The organism is Streptomyces sp. NPDC007917 (assembly GCF_042959105.1).
Lineage (GTDB): Bacteria > Actinomycetota > Actinomycetes > Streptomycetales > Streptomycetaceae > Streptomyces.
This window is the reverse complement of sequence record NZ_JBIBKK010000027.1, coordinates 45,678-63,895: the sequence shown is the minus strand read 5'-3', so window position 1 is coordinate 63,895 and position 18,218 is coordinate 45,678. Positions and strand designations below refer to the sequence as shown.

14 protein-coding genes and 1 riboswitch are annotated in these 18,218 nt (G+C 74.7%); of the genes, 6 read left to right on the top strand and 8 right to left on the bottom strand.

Annotated features, from left to right (window positions below):
• Positions 1–47: 47 nt before the first annotated feature.
• The 7 genes from ACFZDL_RS37100 to ACFZDL_RS37070 form a co-directional block, all read right to left on the bottom strand.
• Positions 48–1,481: a cobyrinate a,c-diamide synthase gene (locus tag ACFZDL_RS37100; protein WP_353595109.1), complete on the bottom strand. Its 1,434-nt coding sequence runs from the start codon at positions 1,479–1,481 to the stop codon at positions 48–50.
• The gene (cobO, locus tag ACFZDL_RS37095; RefSeq protein WP_353595110.1) at positions 1,475–2,080 is read right to left on the bottom strand and encodes a cob(I)yrinic acid a,c-diamide adenosyltransferase; all 606 of its coding nucleotides are present in this window, start codon (positions 2,078–2,080) and stop codon (positions 1,475–1,477) included. Before cobO ends, ACFZDL_RS37100 begins: the two co-directional genes overlap by 7 nt.
• The gene (locus ACFZDL_RS37090) at positions 2,080–4,269 is read right to left on the bottom strand and encodes a putative cobaltochelatase (protein ID WP_353595111.1); all 2,190 of its coding nucleotides are present in this window, start codon (positions 4,267–4,269) and stop codon (positions 2,080–2,082) included. The genes cobO and ACFZDL_RS37090 overlap by 1 nt, the downstream gene beginning before the upstream one ends.
• On the bottom strand, positions 4,266–5,972 hold the full coding sequence (locus tag ACFZDL_RS37085) for a cobyric acid synthase (protein ID WP_353595112.1): 1,707 nt from the start codon (positions 5,970–5,972) through the stop codon (positions 4,266–4,268). Before ACFZDL_RS37085 ends, ACFZDL_RS37090 begins: the two co-directional genes overlap by 4 nt.
• 2 nt (positions 5,973–5,974) lie before the next feature.
• Positions 5,975–7,204 carry a cobalamin biosynthesis protein gene (locus ACFZDL_RS37080; protein ID WP_353595113.1) on the bottom strand — a complete coding sequence of 410 codons (1,230 nt, stop codon included), beginning with the start codon at positions 7,202–7,204 and terminating at the stop codon, positions 5,975–5,977.
• 137 nt (positions 7,205–7,341) lie between these two features.
• Positions 7,342–7,478, bottom strand: a riboswitch (cobalamin riboswitch).
• A 167-nt stretch (positions 7,479–7,645) separates the two neighbouring features.
• The gene (locus ACFZDL_RS37075; RefSeq protein ID WP_353595114.1) at positions 7,646–7,903 is read right to left on the bottom strand and encodes a hypothetical protein; all 258 of its coding nucleotides are present in this window, start codon (positions 7,901–7,903) and stop codon (positions 7,646–7,648) included.
• Between the two features lie 12 nt (positions 7,904–7,915).
• On the bottom strand, positions 7,916–9,178 hold the full coding sequence (locus tag ACFZDL_RS37070; protein ID WP_353595115.1) for an inorganic phosphate transporter: 1,263 nt from the start codon (positions 9,176–9,178) through the stop codon (positions 7,916–7,918).
• A 344-nt stretch (positions 9,179–9,522) separates the two neighbouring features.
• On the opposite strand from ACFZDL_RS37070, the gene ACFZDL_RS37065 reads away from it, so the two are divergent.
• The 6 genes from ACFZDL_RS37065 (at position 9,523) to ACFZDL_RS37040 (ending at position 16,349) form a co-directional block, all read left to right on the top strand.
• A complete protein-coding gene (locus tag ACFZDL_RS37065) occupies positions 9,523–10,209 on the top strand; it encodes a class II aldolase/adducin family protein (RefSeq protein WP_391193455.1) in 687 nt (228 codons plus the stop codon).
• Between the two features lie 167 nt (positions 10,210–10,376).
• Complete coding sequence (locus tag ACFZDL_RS37060) at positions 10,377–11,513, top strand: alpha/beta fold hydrolase (RefSeq protein WP_353595116.1); 1,137 nt, start codon at positions 10,377–10,379, stop codon at positions 11,511–11,513.
• 121 nt (positions 11,514–11,634) lie between these two features.
• Entirely contained in the window at positions 11,635–13,065 is a 1,431-nt protein-coding gene (locus ACFZDL_RS37055; RefSeq protein ID WP_391193454.1) for a hypothetical protein, read from the top strand.
• A 206-nt stretch (positions 13,066–13,271) separates the two neighbouring features.
• Positions 13,272–14,870, top strand: coding sequence for a ribosomal protection-like ABC-F family protein (gene abc-f / locus ACFZDL_RS37050; RefSeq protein WP_353595117.1), 1,599 nt, complete (start codon positions 13,272–13,274; stop codon positions 14,868–14,870).
• Between the two features lie 357 nt (positions 14,871–15,227).
• Entirely contained in the window at positions 15,228–15,452 is a 225-nt protein-coding gene (locus tag ACFZDL_RS37045; protein WP_179285460.1) for a helix-turn-helix domain-containing protein, read from the top strand.
• A gap of 117 nt (positions 15,453–15,569) precedes the next feature.
• Complete coding sequence (locus ACFZDL_RS37040) at positions 15,570–16,349, top strand: enoyl-CoA hydratase/isomerase family protein (RefSeq protein ID WP_353595118.1); 780 nt, start codon at positions 15,570–15,572, stop codon at positions 16,347–16,349.
• A gap of 6 nt (positions 16,350–16,355) precedes the next feature.
• On the opposite strand, the gene ACFZDL_RS37035 is transcribed toward ACFZDL_RS37040, so the two are convergent.
• Entirely contained in the window at positions 16,356–18,164 is a 1,809-nt protein-coding gene (locus ACFZDL_RS37035) for a SpoIIE family protein phosphatase (RefSeq protein WP_353595119.1), read from the bottom strand.
• Positions 18,165–18,218: the final 54 nt, after the last annotated feature.

Below are 18,218 nucleotides of genomic sequence, written 5' to 3'. Positions count from 1 at the left end.
CCACTCACCGCCCCCTCCCGTTCCGTTCCGTCATCCGCTTCGCCCTCTCATCCACCCCGCCGCGCGCAACCGGCCACGAACCGGACCGCCGCCTCCGGCACCGCCGCCCAGTGCACATGCAGATATGACGCATGCACACCGCCCTGGACGAACCCCTCCGCGCGGCGCTCCGGACGGACCAGCCCCCACGCGGGCTCCGGCCCCGCGCCCGGGTCCACGGCGGTGCGGTGGAACTCATGCCCGCGCACCCGGGTCCCCGCGGCGGCGAGTGAGCTGTCGCCGATCGCCACCGCCTCGCGATACCCCAGCGTCAGCCGCTCCGACATACGCGCCTCGGCGGGCAGCACTCCGCACATCGGCTCGCCGTCCAGCGAACGCGCCAGATACAGCAGCCCCGCGCACTCGGCGGCCATCGGCGCGCCGGCCGCCGCGAGCCGCGCCACCTCCGCGCGCAGCGGCTCGTTCGCGGACAGCTCCGGCGCGAACACCTCCGGAAAACCGCCGCCGATCACCAGGCCCGCGGTGCCGGACGGCAGGCGCTCGTCCCGCAGCGGGTCGAAGGGGACCACCTCCGCGCCCGCGGCGGTGAGCAGTTCCGCGTGCTCCGCGTACGAGAAGGTGAAGGCCGGCCCGCCCGCCAGCGCGACAACCGGCCGCGCCCCACCCCCGGCCGTCTCCGCCCCACCCCCGGCCGTCCCCACCCCGCCGCGCGCGGAGGCGGTCTCCCGCCCCGGATCCCAGGGCGGGTCCGCCAATGGCGGTGCGCTGCGCGCCAGCGCCAGCAGGCCCTCCAGGTCGCAGCCCTCGCGCACCCGCTCGGCCAACTCGGCCACGGACTCAACCGCCTCCGCCCGCCGCTCGGCCACCGGCACCAGACCGAGATGGCGGCTCGGGGCGTGCACCGCGCGCACCCGGCGCAGCGCCCCGAGCACCGGCACCCCCGACCCGTCCAGCGCCTCGCGCAGCAGCTCCTCGTGCCGGTCCGAGCCGACTTTGTTGAGAATCACCCCGGCCACCCGCACCTCGGGGTCCCAGGACGCGAAGCCGTGCACCAGCGCCGCCACCGAGCGGGACTGCGACGAGGCGTCCACCACCAGCACCACCGGCGCGCGCAGCAGCTTCGCCACATGCGCCGTCGACGCCATCTCGCCCTGCCCGGCCGCCCCGTCGTAGAGCCCCATCACGCCCTCGACGACCGCCAGATCGCAGCCGGCCGCCCCGTGCAGAAACAGCGGGCCCACCCGCTCCGGCCCGCACAAATAGGCGTCCAGATTGCGCCCCGGGCGCGCCGCCCGCCCGGAGCGGCCCGGGGAGGAGACGGCCAGGGCGTGATAGCCGGGGTCGATGTAGTCCGGGCCCACCTTGTGCGGCGACACATCGAGACCACGCTGCGCGAAGGCGGCCATCAGGCCCGTGGCCACGGTGGTCTTACCACTGCCGGAGGCGGGCGCGGCGATGACCAGGCGCGGCACGCTCACCACTCGATGCCCCGCTGCCCCTTCTGACCGGCGTCCATCGGGTGCTTGACCTTGGACATATCGGTGACCAGATCCGCGAAGTCCAGCAGCTTCTGAGGCGCGTTACGCCCCGTGATGACCACGTGCTGGGCCCCGGGCCGGTCGCGCAGCACCGACACCACCTCGTCGGTGTCCACCCACCCCCAGTGCATGGGGTACGCGAACTCGTCCAGCACATACAGCCGGTATGTCTCCGCCGCCAGGTCCCGCTTGACCTGCTCCCACCCCTCGCGCGCCGCCTCCTCGCTGGAGATGGCGTCCTGCTGGGAGCGCTGGAGCCATGACCAGCCCTCGCCCATCTTGTGCCATGCGACGGTCCCCCCTTCGCCCGACTCGCCGAGGACGCGCAGCGCCCGCTCCTCGCCGACCCGCCACTTCGCGGACTTTACAAACTGGAATACACCGACCGGCCAGTTTTGGTTCCACGCCCGCAGCGCCAGCCCGAACGCGGCCGTCGACTTGCCCTTGCCGACGCCCGTGTGCACGAGCACCAGCGGCCGGTTGCGGCGCTGCCGGGTGGTCAGCCCGTCGTCGGGCACGACGGTCGGTTGTCCTTGCGGCATCAGGCGGCCCTCCGTGTCTGTGTCGCGGTCCGTGTCTCTCGTACGGCCCGTGCGGTGGTTGTCCCGCGCGCGTCGCGCACCAGCGCGGTCATGCTGTCCGCGCGCAGCTCGTCGAGCGTCACCGGCGTCCCCCGCAGCTCGACCGCCAGCGCGCCCGCCAGGCCCAGCCGGACGGGCCCCGCCTCGCAGTCCACCACCACCGAGGCGACCCCGTCGTCCGCCAGCAGCCGGGCCGCGCGCCCGGCCCGGGCCACCGGGTCAGGGCCGCCGGTGGCCCGCCCGTCCGTCACCACGACAAGCAGCGGACGGCGCGACGGGTCCCGCAGCCGCTCGATCCGCAGCACCTCGCGGGCCTTCAGCAGCCCGGCGGCCAGCGGGGTGCGCCCGCCGGTGGGCAGCTTCTCCAGCCGGGCGGCGCCCGCGTCCACCGACGAGGTGGGCGGCAGCGCCAGGGTGGCCTCGGCGCCCCGGAAGGTGATCAGGCCGACCTTGTCCCGCCGCTGGTAGGCGTCGAGCAGCAGCGACAGCACGGCGCCCTTGACGGCGCTCATGCGCTTCCGCGCCGCCATCGACCCCGACGCGTCCACCACGAACAGCACGAGGTTGCCCTCGCGGCCCTCGCGCACCGCCTCACGCAGGTCGTCACGGCGCACCACGAGCCCGGGGCCCCGCCGGCCGCGCGAGCGCTGGTGCGGCGCGGCGGCCCGTACGGTCGCGGACAGATGCAGCTTGGACAGCGTTCCGCGGGGGCGGCGGGCGCCGGTGGTGCGGCCGTGGGCCGTGCGGGCGCGCGACCGCCGTCCCGCGGCCCCCTCGCCGAGCCCCGGTACGTCGAGGCGCCGGGCCCGGAACGGCTCGGCGGCGCCCACGGCCGCGCGTTCGCCGCCGGGCCCGCCCGCCGTGCCTCCCCCCGCGCCCCCGTCGACCGTGGCCTCCTCCGTCGGCGCGTCGGCGGCGCCAGGGGCCCGGCTCGGGGCGTCGGAGCCCGTGCGCGGCTCCGGCACGGAGGACCCGTCCGACGGCCGCGTCTGTTCCGGCGTCGAGGGCCCGTCGGAAGAGCCCTGCGGCGGCTGCCCACCGCCCGGCCCGTCAGGCCCGCCCGGCCCCTCCTGCCCGTCAGGACCCTCCTGCCCGTCGCGCCCGTCCGGGCCCGGCCCCGGGTCGGGGTCGTCGTCGCCGCCGGATTCGCGCAGCACCTCGTCGAGCTTGTCCTCGTCAAGACCCGGCGCGTCGAACGGGGCCCGCCGGCGCCGGTGCGGCAGCGACAGCAGCGCGGCCTGCCGTACGTCCTCGGTGGTCACCTCCGTACGCCCCGCCCACGCCGCCAGCGCGGTCGCGGTGCGCGCCGTCACGATGTCCGCGCGCATCCCGTCAACCTCGAACGCCGCGCACACCGCCGCGATCTGCCGCAGCGCGCCATCGCCCAGCCGGACCCGCGGCAGCAGGGCGCGCGCCGCCGCCACGCGCTCCCGCAGCGCGCCCTCCTCGTCCGCCCAGCGCTCCGCGAACCCGGCCGGGTCCTCGTCGTACGCCAGCCGCCGCCGCACCACCTCGACCCGCTCGTCGGTGTCCCGCGACGCCGCGACCTCCACCGTCAGGCCGAAGCGGTCCAGCAGCTGCGGCCGCAGCTCGCCCTCTTCGGGGTTCATGGTGCCCACCAGCAGAAAGCGCGCCGCGTGCCGTACGGACACGCCCTCGCGCTCCACATAGGAGGCGCCCATGGCGGCCGCGTCGAGCAGGAGGTCGATCAGATGGTCGTGCAGCAGGTTGACCTCGTCGACGTAGAGCACGCCGCGGTGCGCGTCGGCCAGCAGGCCCGGTTCGAACGCCTTCACCCCGTCCGACAGGGCCCGCTCGATGTCCAGCGCCCCGACCAGCCGGTCCTCGGAGGCGCCGACCGGCAGCTCGACCATCCGGGCGGGCCGCGGGGTGCCGGTGCCCGGCTCGTGCGGGCCGTCCGGGCAGCCGGGGTCGGGCGCGGCGGGGTCGCAGGAGAACCGGCAGCCGGCCACCACGTCGATGCCGGGCAGCAGGGCGGCGAGCGCCCGTACCGCCGTCGACTTCGCGGTGCCCTTCTCGCCGCGCACCAGTACCCCGCCGACGGCCGGTGACACGGCGTTGAGCAGGAGCGCCAGCCGCAGGTCGGCCATCCCGACGAGCGCGGTGAACGGGTAGGGGGCGGCGGTCATGCGGGGGTACCTCCTGCGGTGTGGGCGCGGTGGTGGTCGTCCGGGCGGGGCGGAAGGGACGGCGCATCCACGGACGCGGTCTCCGCCGACGCGGTCTCCACGGACGCGGCCTCCGCCGACGCGGCTGGAGGGGGCAGCGGCGGCCCGGGAGGCTGGGGCGGCGCGCCCGGCGGGACGAAGGGCAGCCCGTCGGGTACGCCGTTCTCGATCAGGCGCAGCAGCGCGTCCGTGTCCGCGTGCTCCTCGATCAGGTCGCCCAGCCGGTCGAGCTGCTCCTCGCGCAGTTCCCCGAAGCTGGTGTCGGGCGCGGGGACGAACGCCCGGCCCGCCGCGTCCGCGACCCGCCGCAGGAAGGCGCGCCGGAAGCCGTCGCTCTCCAGCGAGCCGTGCCAGTGCGTGCCCCACACCGAGCCGACCCGGCAGCCGTCCAGGAAGGGTTCGTCCGCACCGTCCAGCAGCTCGGCGACCCCGTGGTGGATCTCGTAGCCCTCCACCCGCTCGCCCAGCGCCTCGCCGACCGGCCGGGCCAGGGTCTTGTGCACCGCGAACCGCACCCGCACCGGCAGCAGCCCGAGCCCCTCGACGGTTCCGGCGCGCGATTCGACCTCGTCCTCGATGCGTTCGCCGAGCATCTGGAAGCCGCCGCAGATGCCCAGCACCGGCCGGCCCTCCGCCGCCCGCCGTGCGATCGCCGCGGCCAGCCCTCGCTCGCGCAGCCACGCCAGCGCCCGTACGGTGCCGCGGGTGCCGGGCACCACCACCAGATCGGCGTCGGCCAGCTCCTCCGGCCGGTCCACGAACCGCACGACCACGCCCGGCTCCGCGGCCAGCGCGTCCACGTCCGTGAAGTTCGACATGAGCGGCACGGCGGCGACGGCGACCCGCAGGATGTCCGCGCCGTGCGGCGGTGCGACGACGCTCTCGCGCACCGCCCCGCGCAGCGACACCCGCAGCCCGTCCTCCTCGTCGATGCCGAGTCCGTGCGCGTACGGCAGCACTCCCATGGTCGGGCGGCCCGTCAGGCCGCGCAGCATCGCAAGGCCCGGTTCGAGCAGGGTCACATCGCCGCGGAACTTGTTCACCAGATAGCCCGCGACAAGCCGCTGGTCGGCCTCGGAGAGCAGCGCGGTCGTGCCGAAGAACGACGCGAAGACGCCGCCGCGGTCGATGTCCCCGACCACGACGACCGGCAGCCGGGCGGCGCGGGCGAGCCCCAGGTTGACGATGTCGGTGCGGCGCAGATTGATCTCGGCGGGGCTGCCCGCGCCCTCGCAGATCACCGCGTCATGGGTGCGCCGCAGCTCGGCCAGGCATTCGGTGACGGTTCCCAGCAGCGCCTCCTGGCGCCCTGCGTGGTAGCCACGCGCGCTCAGCTCGCCCACCGGCTTGCCCAGCAGCACCACCTGGCTGCTGCGGTCGCTGCCGGGTTTGAGCAGGACGGGGTTCATCAGCGCGCTCGGCTCGACGCGGGCGGCGGCGGCCTGCATGGCCTGGGCGCGGCCGATCTCCGCCCCGTCCCGGGTGACGAAGGAGTTGAGCGACATGTTCTGCGCCTTGAAGGGCGCGACTTTGACGCCCTTACGGCTGAGCCACCGGCAGATCCCGGCGGTGACGACGCTCTTGCCCGCGTCCGAGGTCGTGCCCGCGACGAGCAGCCCGCCGCCCGGCGTGCTCCCGGAGCCTGTGCCATCTGTCCCGCTCATCCTCAGTCCCTCCCCGCGGCCGGGGGCCGCGCCGTCGCCGGGCCGTACGCGGCGCCCGCGGCCCCGGGAGCCCGCAAGGACCGTGCCCCGCGGGCGAGCGCGCCATGTGGGGCGCGGCCGGGGCGTACGGGCGCGCCGGGCCGCGCGGCCGGGAAGGGCCCCGTACGCGCCGGCCGCAGCGCGCCCGCGGCCAGCCGGGCCGCGAGGGACACGCCGAGCGCCAGGGCGCCGACGCGCCGCGACAGCCGTACGGCCCGCTCGATGTCGGCCGCCTCGACCGGCCGCCCTCCGGGGTTGAGCACCGGCCGGTGCTCGACGCGGCCGCCGTAGGCGAGGGTGCCGCCCAGCCGTACGCCGAGCGCGCCCGCGAACGCGGCCTCCACGGGGCCCGCGTTGGGGCTGGGGTGGCGGTGGCCGTCGCGCCGCCAGGCGCGCCACGCGCCGCGCGGATCGGGCCCGGCGAGGGCGGCCAGCGCCGCGGTGAGCCGCGCGCCGGGCCAGCCGGCGAGGTCGTCAAGACGGGCCGAGGCCCAGCCGAAACGCCGGTAGCGCGGCGACTTGTGGCCCACCATGGCGTCCAGAGTGTTGACGGCCCGGAAGCCGACCAGGCCCGGCACCCCGCCGACGGCCCCCCACACCAGCGCGCCCACCACGGCGTCCGAGGTGTTCTCGGCGACCGACTCGACGACCGCGCGCGCGATCTGAGTCTCGTCCAGCGCCTGCGGATCGCGCCCGCACAGATGCGGCAGCCGCCGCCGGGCGGCGTCGAGATCCCCGGCGGCCAGCGCACGGCCGACGGCCCGCGCCTCCCGGCCCAGCGTCGTCCCGCCGAGCACGGCCCAGGTGGCGGCGGCGGTCAGCATGGTCCGCGCGGTGGGGGAGGGGAGCCCGGGGGCGGAGGATTCCGCGGCGGCGCTCCCCAAGACGGGACGCCCCGAGCGTTTCAGAACAGGGCTGCCCAGAGCGAGGCGTTCCAAGGGGGTCGGCATGGGTCGTCCCAAGGCCCGTACGGCGCGCATCGACAGCGCGGCGCCCGCCGCCGCGCCGCCCGCGCACAGCGCGGTGTGGAGAGCCCCGGAGCCGCGGTGGTCGCGCCACAGCAGCCGCTCGACGGCCAGGGCGGCGCGCCCGAACGCCGCGACGGGGTGGCCGCGACGCGGATCGCCCAGGGCGAGATCGCCGAGAAAGCCGAGGGCGGCGCCGCACGCGTAGGAGGCGTGATCGGCACGCATCGTCAGTCCGCCGTCTTGCCCCGGGGCGTCGGGACGTGGCGGAGGGGCCGCGGGCGGGTCGGCGGTACGGCGGTGCCGGGCATGGCGGTATGTCCTCACTCAGGGTCCGCGCCCTGGTTCGACGTGACCGGCGGTGAGAGTCTCCTGGCTCCCGGATCCGCGTCTCTCCCGGTCTTCCAGCCTCCGTGTGGATGGCCGTGACCCGTACAGGCGATGGGAGAGCGCTCCCCGGTGACAGTGGCGGGACCGCGCCGGATTCTCACCGGCTTCCTCTCCTGCCGCCGTTTGGCTCGGGAAGTCCACCATGGGCCGCGAATGGCCGTCAACTCGCGAATGCCCCACCCTGCGTGAGTGTGCCGAGGAGCACATGCCACGGCCGCCGGACCGGAACGCGCGGGTAGGCGCGGACCGGCCCGGCGGCCGTGAGTGGGCCGAGCGGAGTCAGGCCACGATCAGATTGATGCCGTACACCACGGCCGCCGCGCACAGCGCGAAGCAGAGGTACGCGCCGGCGCGCGCGGGGCCGAGGGCGGCGCCCGCCGGGGCCGAGGCGGTGGAGGCGGCGTTCGGGCCCGCCTCCGCCTGCTGCGGCTTACGAGAGGTGCCGAGGATGCCGAGGGTGAAGACGCCCACGAAGCCGACGGTCACCGCGAGGCTGATGCCGAAGACCTGGCCGAGGGCCGCCCAGTCGATGCTCATCGCGTTACTTCCTTAGCTGGTGCTGCCGGTGGCCGCGGACGCGCCGGCCGGGGTGGCGGAGGAGGAGGTGGCGGAGGAGGCGGCGGCAGCGGCAGGGGTGGGCGGCGGGGCCACGGCCTGGAGGGCGGCCGTGACGACGCCCACCGGCTCGGCCGGCAGCGCCGCGCCCTCGTCGATGTCGTTGACGTTGGTGTGGTCGACGGGCTTGCGGCGCGAGGCCGCCCAGATCCCGGCGCAGGCGGCGACCGCGAGCACGGCGACCGCCGTGACGCCCCAGTCGCCCTGGTCCGCCAGCAGCGCCGCGCCGCCCGCGACGAGGCCCGCGGCGGGCAGGGTGAGCACCCAGGCGAGGACCATGCGGCCCGCGGTGGACCACCGCACCACACCGCCCCTGCGGCCGACCCCCGCGCCCATCACGGCGCCCGAGCAGACCTGGGTGGTGGAGAGCGCGAAGCCGATGTGGGACGAGGCGAGGATGACGGTCGCGGCACCGGTCTGGGCGGCGAAGCCCTGCGGCGGCTGGATGTCGGTGATGCCCTTGCCCATGGTGCGGATGATGCGCCAGCCGCCCAGGTACGTACCGAGGGCGATGGCCAGGCCCGCGGAGACGATGACCCACAGCGGCGGGTCGGAGTCGGGCGCGATCACGCCGCCGGTGATCAGCGCGAGGGTGATGACCCCCATGGTCTTCTGGGCGTCGTTGGTGCCGTGGGCGAGGGAGACCAGCGCGGCCGAGGCGATCTGCCCGGCGCGGTAGCCCTTCGCGGTCTCCTGGGCGTCGCGGCCGCGGGCCAGCCGGTAGGTGAGGCGGGTCGCGACCAGGGCGGCGACCCCGGCCACGATCGGGGCGGCCACGGCCGGGATCAGGACCTTCATGACGATCTTGTCGCTGTTGACCCCGTCCATGCCGACGGAGACCAGGGTCGCGCCGATGAGGCCGCCGAAGAGGGCGTGCGAGGAGCTGGAGGGCAGCCCGGCCAGCCAGGTCAGCAGGTTCCACAGGATCGCGCCGACCAGCCCCGCGAAGATCACTTCAGGGCGGACCCCGGAGTCCTCGTCGATGATCCCTCCGGAGATCGTCTTGGCGACCTCCACGGAGAGGAACGCGCCGACGAGATTGAGGACCGCCGACATCGCCACCGCGATCCGGGGACCGAGAGCCCCCGTGGAGATGGTGGTCGCCATGGCATTGGCCGTGTCGTGGAAGCCGTTCGTGAAATCGAACACCAAGGCCGTGACGATCACGATCCCAATGAGAAGCGTGATGTGTTCCATCGAACTCCTTCGTGGGGGAATGCGATCCCCGAACTTGGCGACACGGAGCGCCGCCATGTGGCTACCGTCCGTAGTGCACCTTGGCCGTCGTGAGGCCACCGAGGCGGCCGCACAAGAAGTCCCCTCCGGTTGGGAGGGGGAGGATGCGCGCACCCCCGGGTGATCGGTGTGACCACCAAAGGGTGTGGCCACGACGGTAAGGACGTGGGGTGAACGGAAGGTGAACTGAGGTGGGCTCGGGGGTGACGCACCTGCGGGAAGGCGGCACCGATGATCCTCTCGCCCCGCCCCGATGCGTACACGGCGGCTCGCCTGCCATGATCGGCGCCCGGAGGTGAGGGATCGTGACGAAGCCGGAGACCGCACGACCGTTTGGACCCGGGGAGCGACATGACCTGCGGGAGGCCTGGGAGCGGGTGGTGGAGACGGCCCGCAGGACGGTCGCCGACGGCCTGGTCGTCGGCACCTCGGGCAATGTCTCGGCCAGGGTCGGCGACATCGTCCTGGTGACCCCGAGCGGCGTCCCGTACGACCGGCTCGGCCCGGATGACGCGGTCGGCGTCGACCTGCACGGGCGCCAGGTGATCGGCGAGCTGGCCCCCACCAGCGAGCTGCCGATGCACCTGGCGATCTACCGCGACACCGACGCCGCCGCCGTCGTCCACACCCACGCCGTGCACGCCACGGCCGTCTCCACCCTGGTCGACGAGGTCCCCGCGATCCACTACATGACCTGCGCCCTCGGCGGCCCGGTGCGCGTCGCGGGCTACGCCCTGTACGGCACCGACGAGTTGGCCCACAAGATGCTCGACGCGCTGCGCGACCGCACCGGCTGTCTGCTGCGCAACCACGGCACCGTCGTCCATGGCGGCACGCTCGACCAGGCGTACGACCGGACGGCCCAGCTGGAGTGGATGTGCCGGGTCTGGCTCACCGCGGCCGCCGTCCCCGGACACACCCCGGCCCTGCTGTCGTCCGACGAGCTGCGGAGCGTCACGGACAAGCTCAGCGGCTACGGCCAGCCCCGCTGACCCCGGGGCCGGCCGGGGCCCGAGCGCCCCGCCGGGCGGGTATGAGACCCGGGCCGGGCGCGTATGAGACCCGGCCGGGCGCTTGCCGGACTCGGGCCGGGCGGGACGGTCACCCGGCCGGGCACGCCCACTGGCCCGCGGCGGCCTTCCCGCCCACACTGGGAGAGATGCACCTGCGGACGAAGGCGGTTGTGGCCGCCACCACGATGCTCAGTGTCGGCGCGGCCGCGGTGGCGGCCGGGCGGTACGCCAGCGGCGCCGCCCTGAAGCCGGGTCCCGGCCGGCCGCTGCCGCACGACCCCCGGCTCACCGTGCACGGCACCGAGCCCGGCCGGATCACCCTCACCCGCAGTCTCGCCTCGCTGCGCCCGGGCACCTACGGCCTCGCCGGCGCCGGCTGCCACGCCGTTGTCGGCCCCCTCGTCGAGGACGCCCCGCACCCCGCGGACTGCGTGGTCCGCCGCCTGGAACGGGTGACCTACGGCACCCTGGCCCCCGGCACCCGCGTCCGCTTCACCCCGCAGGTGCACACCGGCACCCCCCGGGACGCCCTCGGGATCGACCACACCGACGTCGAGATGCCCGGCGAACTGGGCGAGCTGCCCGGCTGGTTCATACCCGGCGACCGCTCCGCCTGGGTGATCACCGTGCACGGCCTCGGCACCACCCTTGAGCACCCCATGGTGCTCATGCCGTTCCTGCGCGAGCGGCGGTTCCCGCTGCTCGACATCGCCTACCGCGGCGACCCGGGCGCCCCCCGCCCCGAGGACGGCATCGGACACCTCGGCGAGACCGAGTGGCACGACCTGGACGCCGCCATCCGCTACGCGGTGCACTACGGCGCGGAGAGCGTCATCCTGTACGGCTGGTCCACCGGCGCCACCATGGCCCTGCGCGCCGCCACGGCCTCCGCGCTGCGGGACCGGATCAGCGGGCTCGTCCTGGACTCCCCGGTGCTCGACTGGCAGGCCACCCTGCGGGCGCTCGCCTCGGCCCGGCGCATTCCCTCCGCGCTGCTGCCGCTCGCGGTACGGGCCGCCGAGGGGCGCGCCGGACTGGACGGCGACCGGCTCATGGAGCAGGCCGTGACGGCCGACCTGGACGGGCTGAAGGCGCCGACGCTGATCATGCACGGCCCGGACGACACCATCGCCCCGTGGGGCTCCTCGCGCGAACTCGCCGAGCGCCACTCGGAACTGGTCACCCTTCATCCGGTCCGCCACGCCCCGCACGCCGCGATGTGGAACGCCGACCCCGAGGGGTACGAGGACATGCTGGGCCGCTTTCTGACACCCCTCATGTAGCCGCCGCGGCCCGTGCCCAGGGGTATCCGGAAGCGCCGTCGGCGACCTTTGTGGCCGGCGCGGGCAACCGCCGTACGGGTGCCGATTGGGCTTTCGGGCCGTCACGGGCGAGACTGCTCCCGTGACGTCCCGTACTCCGCGCGACTCCCGGCTCCGACTCGTCCGCCAGCGGCCGATGGCCACAGCCCGCCGGGTTGTGCCGAACCGCGGCTCCCGACCGACGCCCCGCCCGCCCGAGGGCACTCCACCACCCTCGGAGCTCGCCCGGCAGGCCAGATCGGGACTTGCCGGGGCCGTACAGATCGCCCGCTGGGCCGCGAGCCGGCACGGCGTCCCGGGCGTGCTCCCCGCCGAGGCGGTCGCCGAGGCCGCGGCCGCCCTGGGAGTCCCCCCTGAACAGATCCGGGCCGACTGGGACCGGGCCCGCCTGGTGGGTCTGATCGAGCTGCACGGCGGCATCGCCCGCCCGGGCTGGCGGCTGCGCGCCTGGGACCGCGACGACAGCGCCGTGCTGCGCGGCTGGGTCGCGCTGCTCGACGCCTGGTCCCTGGCCCGCCCGGCCCCGGCCACGGCCGAGCCCACGGCCGTCGCCGAGGTCGTGGAGGCGCTGCCGCAGCTGCTGTCCCTGCTCCAGCTGTCGGCCGGTCCCGTCCAGGTCGCGACGCTTCTGGACATGCTCCGGCAGCGCGTCGCCGAGCTGCGCACCGAGCGGTGCGAGGTCCCGTACGGCCCCGCGGCCGCCCCCGGCCCCGAGGACGCCCCGCCCGCCGGGGCGCCGGGCGCCGCGGACTCCCCGGAGGCGCTGCTCGACTGGGCCCTGGACGCGCTCGCCTCCGTGGGCGCGCTCGTGGTGCTGGACGGGCCCCAGGAGGGCGGCTCCCAGGAGGCGGCGGAGGGGGCCCGGGAGGCCGTCCTCACCGCGCTCGGCAACTGGGCGGTGTGGGTCAAACTGGAGCAGATCTGCGTCGCCGCGCAGAGCCCCGCCGGAAACATCGAGCAGCCCGCCGCGGACATGCTGCGCGGCTGCGCGAGCCTGACCCCGGGCCCGGCCCGCGCCGAGTACCGGGCCTGGCTCGCAGCCCGCCCCGTCGGCAGCGCCGTCACCGAGCTCATCGAGGCGGCGCGCGGCGACGACGCGCTGCTGCGCGGGCTCGCCTTCGAGGCGCTGCGCGTCGTCGGGGCGCCCGCCGAGCCCGCCGTGAGAGCCGTGGTCGACGAGTCCGCGCTGCGCCCGTACGCGCTGCTGTGGCTGGCCGAACACGAGGGGGCCGACCCGGAGGACGCGCTGGACGTGCTCACCCGCGAGGAGGCCACCTGGCTGTGGGTGGACACGGCCGCGGCCATCTCCGACCACGGCGAGAGCCCGATGCTCGTGCGCCACCTGGAGTCCGCCGTGCAGGGCACGGTCCCGGCGCTGCTGGAGGAGGTACGGGCCGTGGGCCACCCCCGCACCGTGCAGGTCCTCGTCGCGCTGGCCGCCGCCCACCCCGACCCGGCCCTCGCCAAGGCGGTGCGCCGCGCGGCCTTCCAGGTCCACACGGGCGGTGCCTGAGGGGCGGCCCCTTTTTGCGGCTCGGTTCTCCCCCCGCTACCGCTGGGAGGTGCCCCCGACCGGAACGAGCCCGCTGCCCGGGCCGGGGAAAAGCACTTGCGGGCCCCGCTAAACTAGCCGCATGGCAATTCTCCTCGTGCATTAGACGGCGTCGGCCTCGTTTCGTCCGCCCGTCCCGCCGTCCACCCTGCCCTGGAGTAATTTCCGTGATCACCGCCTCCGGCATCGAGTTGCGCGCCGGCGCCCGTGTCCTCATCGAGTCCGCCTCCTTCCGCGTCGCCAAGGGCGACCGCATCGGCCTCGTCGGGCGCAACGGCGCGGGCAAGACCACCCTCACCAAGTGCCTGGCCGGTGAGGGCATCCCGGCCGCCGGCACCATCACCCGCTCCGGCCAGGTCGGCTATCTGCCCCAGGACCCGCGCACCGGCGATCTGGACGTGCTCGCGCGCGACCGCATCCTCTCCGCCCGCGACCTGGACTCCGTGCTCCGCAAGATGCGCGAGAACGAGGACCGGATGGCGAACGGCAAGGGCGCCACCCGCGAGCGCGCGATGAAGAAGTACGAGCGGCTGGAGACCGAATTCCTCACCAAGGGCGGTTACGCCGCCGAGGCGGAGGCCGCGACCATCGCGGCCAGCCTCGGGCTGCCCGACCGTGTGCTCGGCCAGCCCCTGCACACCCTCTCCGGCGGTCAGCGCCGCCGGGTCGAGCTGGCCCGCATCCTCTTCTCGGACTCCGACGTCCTGCTCCTGGACGAGCCGACCAACCACCTCGACGCCGACTCCATCGTCTGGCTGCGGGACTACCTGAAGACCTACCGCGGCGGTTTCATCGTCATCTCCCACGATGTGGACCTGGTCGAGACGGTCGTCAACAAGGTCTTCTACCTGGACGCCAACCGCTCGGTCATCGACATCTACAACATGGGCTGGAAGCTCTACCAGGCCCAGCGCGAGGCCGACGAGAAGCGCCGCAAGCGGGAGCGGGCCAACGCGGAGAAGAAGGCCGCGGCCCTCAATTCCCAGGCGGACAAGATGCGCGCCAAGGCCACCAAGACCGTGGCCGCGCAGAACATGGCCCGCCGCGCCGAGAAGCTGCTGTCGGGGCTCGAAGCGGTGCGGCAGTCCGACAAGGTCGCCAAGCTCCGCTTCCCGGACCCCGCCCCGTGCGGCAAGACGCCCCTGGCCGCCGAGGGCCTGTCCAAGTCGTACGGCTCGCTGGAGATCTTCACCGATGTCGGCCTGGCCGTCGACCGGGGCTCGCGGGTGGTCATCCTGGGGCTCAACGGCGCGGGCAAGACGACCCTGCTGCGGCTGCTGGCCGGGGTCGAGAAGCCGGACACCGGGCAGGTCACCCCCGGCCACGGTCTGAAGCTCGGCTACTACGCGCAGGAGCACGAGACGCTGGACCCGGACCGCACGGTCCTGGAGAACATGCGCTCGGCCGCCCCCGACCTCGACCTCGTGGACATCCGCAAGACGCTGGGGTCCTTCCTCTTCTCCGGCGACGACGTCGACAAGCCGGCGGGCGTGCTGTCCGGCGGCGAGAAGACCCGGCTCGCGCTGGCCACGCTCGTGGTCTCCTCGGCCAATGTCCTGCTGCTCGACGAGCCCACCAACAACCTCGACCCGGCCAGCCGCGAGGAGATCCTCGGCGCGCTGCGCACCTTCACGGGCGCGGTGGTGCTGGTGACCCACGACGAGGGCGCGGTCGACGCCCTGCAGCCGGAGCGGATCATTCTGCTGCCGGACGGCGTCGAGGACCTGTGGGGTGAGGACTACGCGGACCTCGTCGCGCTCGCCTGAGCAGCCACTGACCCGTCCTCGTAGATCATGTGCCATAGATCATTCGGCCTAGGCGTGATCCTTCATCTGAGTGAGAACGGCTGGTACCGCGGCGCGTCGTCACCGGTCGGCGCATAAAGCCTGTCGTGCGCCGGCGTGCGGGGGTGTGAGCGCGCCCACCTACGGTCTGACCTGGCGGTTCGTCCATCATGTGGACTGTTTCTGGGCGCGACTGCCTGCGGAATCTTTGATTCCGGGCGCGATCACCCCATCAATTCCGCGAAGCCTTCCTCCAGAGACCTTGCCGAATGGGTGGCCAGGAAGCCGCGTAGGGGTGATCATGAGAGTCCAGAGCGCACTTCCCATGAGGAGGCACGGGTGGCCGAGACTCTGAAGAAGGGCAGCCGGGTGACCGGCGCCGCGCGCGAAAAGCTCGCGGCAGACCTGAAGAAGAAGTACGACTCCGGTGCGAGCATCCGGGCGCTGGCCGAGGAGACCGGCCGCTCCTATGGATTCGTTCACCGGATGCTCAGTGAGTCAGGCGTGGCCCTGCGTGGTCGCGGTGGAGCGACACGGGGCAAGAAGGCCGCGACAACGGCCTGACACCCCAGACATGTCGTACCGGTGGGTGTGAGCGGTGCCACCCGGTTGAGCGGACCGTCAGCCGGGTGGTTACTGTGCAGTCACTTAGTCGTGTGACCGCACCCACCGGAGGCTTCTGTGACCCTGCTGGACAAGGACGGCGTTCACCTCACCGCTGACGACGCGATCGCCACGGTGACCCTGACCAACCCCGACAAGCGAAACGCCCAGACGTTTGCGACCTGGCGCGCCCTGGCCGAGGCCGGACGGGCGCTGCCGGGCAGCGTGCGGGTGGTGGTGCTGCGCGCCGAGGGCAAGTCCTTCTCCGCGGGGCTCGACCGGCAGGCGTTCACGCCCGAGGGGTTCGACGGCGAGCCGTCCTTCCCCGAGCTGGCCCGCCGCTCCGACGCAGAGCTGGACGCCGTCATCGCCGGCTATCAGGAGGCGTTCACCTGGTGGCGGCGGCATGACATCATCTCCGTCGCCGCGGTCCAGGGCCATGCCATCGGCGCGGGTTTCCAGCTGGCCCTCGCCTGTGACCTGCGGGTCTGCGCGGACGATGCGCAGTTCGCGATGCGCGAGACCAGCTTCGGGCTGGTCCCCGACCTCACCGGCACCCATCCGCTGGTCTCCCTCGTGGGCTACGCCCGCGCGCTGGAGATCTGCCTGACCGGGCGCTTCGTCCACGCCGAGGAGGCCGAGCGCACCGGCCTGGCCAATCTGGTCGTACCCGCCGCGGAACTGGACGCCGCGGTCCGGGACCTGGCAGCGGCGCTGCTGGCCGCGCCCCGCGACGCCGTGATCGAGACCAAGGCGCTGCTGCGCGGGGCGGGGGAGCGGACCTACGAGGAGCAGCTCGCCGCCGAGCGCGCCGCCCAGGCCCGGCGGCTGCGCGACCTGGCGGGGCTGGGCGAGTAGCACCGGCTACAGCGGCGCCATCCCCACCGGTACCGGCCGTACCGGCACCGCTTCGAGCACCAGCACCGCGAGGTCGTCGTCGATCGGCTCCGGGCCGAAGTCATGGGCGGCGCGCCGGACCCGTTCCGCCACCGCCTTGGCGCCCAGGCCCACGCACCCCCGCAGGATGTCGGCGAGACCGTCGTCGTCGTCGAGCTGCCGATTGCCGCTGCGCCGCTCGGTCACCCCGTCGGTGACGCACAGCAGCGTCTCGCCGAGCGCCAGATCGAACCTGTCGGCGTGGAACTCCGCGCTCTCGTCGATGCCCAGCAGCATCTGGGAGCTGCCGGTGGTGACCACCGAGCCCTCCGCGGTCAGCCGCAGCGGCAGCGGATGTCCGGCGCTGGCGAGTGTGCAGTGGGCGCCGCCCATGGCCTGGTCGGGCTCCAGCTCCCCGTACAGCAGGCTCAGGAAGCGCGGCCGGGCCTGTTCGCCGCCGACGGCCACGGCCTCCGCGCCCTCCTCCACCAGCGCCTGGTTCAGCCGGGAGAGCACCGACTCGACGCCGTGGCCCTCGCGGGCCAGAAGCCGGACCAGATGGCGGGCCAGGCCGGTCACCGACATCGCCTCCGGGTCGCTGCCGCACACATCGCCGAGCAGGAAGCACCAGCGGCGGCCGCCCATCGGGAACAGGTCGTAGAAGTCGCCGCCGACGGTCTGCTCCTCGCCGTGCGGCTCGTACACGATCGCCGTGTCGACGCCCGGGATGTGGGCGAGGGAGGTCGGCAGCTGCCGGCGCTGGAGCGCCCGGCTGATGGTCGCCTGCCGGGTGTACCGCCGGGCGGTGGCCACCGCCTGGGCCACCCGCCGCGCCACGTCGCACGACAGCCGCGCCACGCCCTCGTTCAGGTGGGTCACGCCCGCCCGGCCCAGCAGCAGCACGCCGTGGCTGCGGCCCTGGGCGAGCAGCGGGAACGCCAGCGCCGCCCCGCCCGTGCCACGGCCGTTCGCGGGCTCGGGCCAGGGCCAGGGGGTGCCCGAGGGGTCGAGTCCGGTGGGCGGCGGATGGCTCTCGAGCGCCAGCCGGAGCGCGTCGTTGCGGCGCTCGTCGCTGTGCCATACGCGGCTCAGCCGCAGCCGCCGGCCCTCGGTGCTCAGCCACACCGCGCACCAGTCCGCGAGCCGGGGCACCAGGAGCTGCCCGGCGAGGGCGGCGACCATGTTCTCGTCCAGCTGTCCGGCGAGGAGGTCGCTGGCCTCCGCGAGGAACGAGGGCCCCCCGCGGTCCACCCACCCGCCGGAGCCGTCGCGGCGGCGGGGCGGCGCGGCCGGGGCGAGGGCCTTGGCGAAGCGCACCTCGCCGCCCACCGTGTCGACCGGGACGGCGTCGGCCCCGGGCACCTCCCGCTCGGCGTCCAGCCGGAACCACACCGCCTTCCGGGTGCGGTGGTAGGTCACGCCCCAGGACTCCGCGAGCGCGCCCATCAGCTGGAGGCCGCGGCCGCGGCGCCCGGTGTCCTGGCCGCCGTACACCGCGCTGGCGGGGTGGAGGTCCGTCACCTCGACGACGACGCCCGGGGGCCCGGCCTGCAGCCGGCAGACGACCTCGATCTCGGTGCCCGCGTGCAGGACGGCGTTGGTGACCAGCTCGCTCACCAGGAGCACGGCGTCCTCGGGCAGCCGGTCGCCGAGGGGGCGCGGCCCGAGGACCGCCGCCGCGGCCGGTCCGGTGAGCGTGGTGCGCACGAACGCGCGCGCCGCGGCGGGCGCCCCCACGGTTCCGGGCAGCGCGGTGCGCGAGACGGACTCCCGCGAGAGAGGAAGCAAGGCTCCCACCAGCTGCTCCTGGCGTTCTGGGGCGATTAGGTCATTTCGGTGCCATATTATGAC